General features: G+C 46.3%; 1 protein-coding gene. It reads left to right on the forward strand.

Annotated elements, in window-relative coordinates; translation table 11 throughout:
• Window positions 1–644 (forward strand): AMP-binding protein (locus tag R7Z50_RS28335; protein WP_318149862.1); only part of this gene is annotated, 644 nt, incomplete at both ends.

The raw sequence follows: 644 nt of genomic DNA on the forward strand, positions 1-644 counted from the left end.
AGTAATGAGATTAGCGATTATGCGTCATTACACCGCTGGTCTATTGAACACAATGACGCATTTTGGCAGCACACTTGGCAATTTTGTAAAGTCGTTGGCAAGTTAGGTTCACAAGTCAAAAGTTTAGGCGAGCCAAAATGGAGCGATTCAAACTCACCAAATATCAACAGAGACACGGTTTGGTTCTGCGATACAACCCTTAACTACGCTCAGAATTTACTTGTACACGCTGAGCAATCACCAGAGCGACAATTGATTGTTTTCAGCAATGAAAATGGCGAGCAAAAACAGCTCTCTGGTCAACAGTTGATTGAGCAAGTGTCCATCGTCCAACAATGGTTGATTGCAAATGGTGTCGGCAAAGGAGATGTCGTGGCGGCCTACTTGCCCTACCTTCCTGAGACCGTAATCGCGATGCTTGCGACCACCAGCCTCGGTGCTATTTGGACATCGACCTCTCCAGATTTTGGCGTCGACAGCGTGTTAGAGCGATTCGGCCAAGTGACACCCAAAGTATTGTTTTGTTGTAATGGCTACCAATTTGGCGGCAAGATCTTCGATATGACGCAAAAAAACCGAGCGATTAGCAGCAAACTCGGGAACACCATCAGCGTTTGCCAAATTGACTATGTAACGCCAAGCAG

The sequence above is a fragment of the Vibrio sp. 1249-1 genome, from assembly GCF_033340495.1.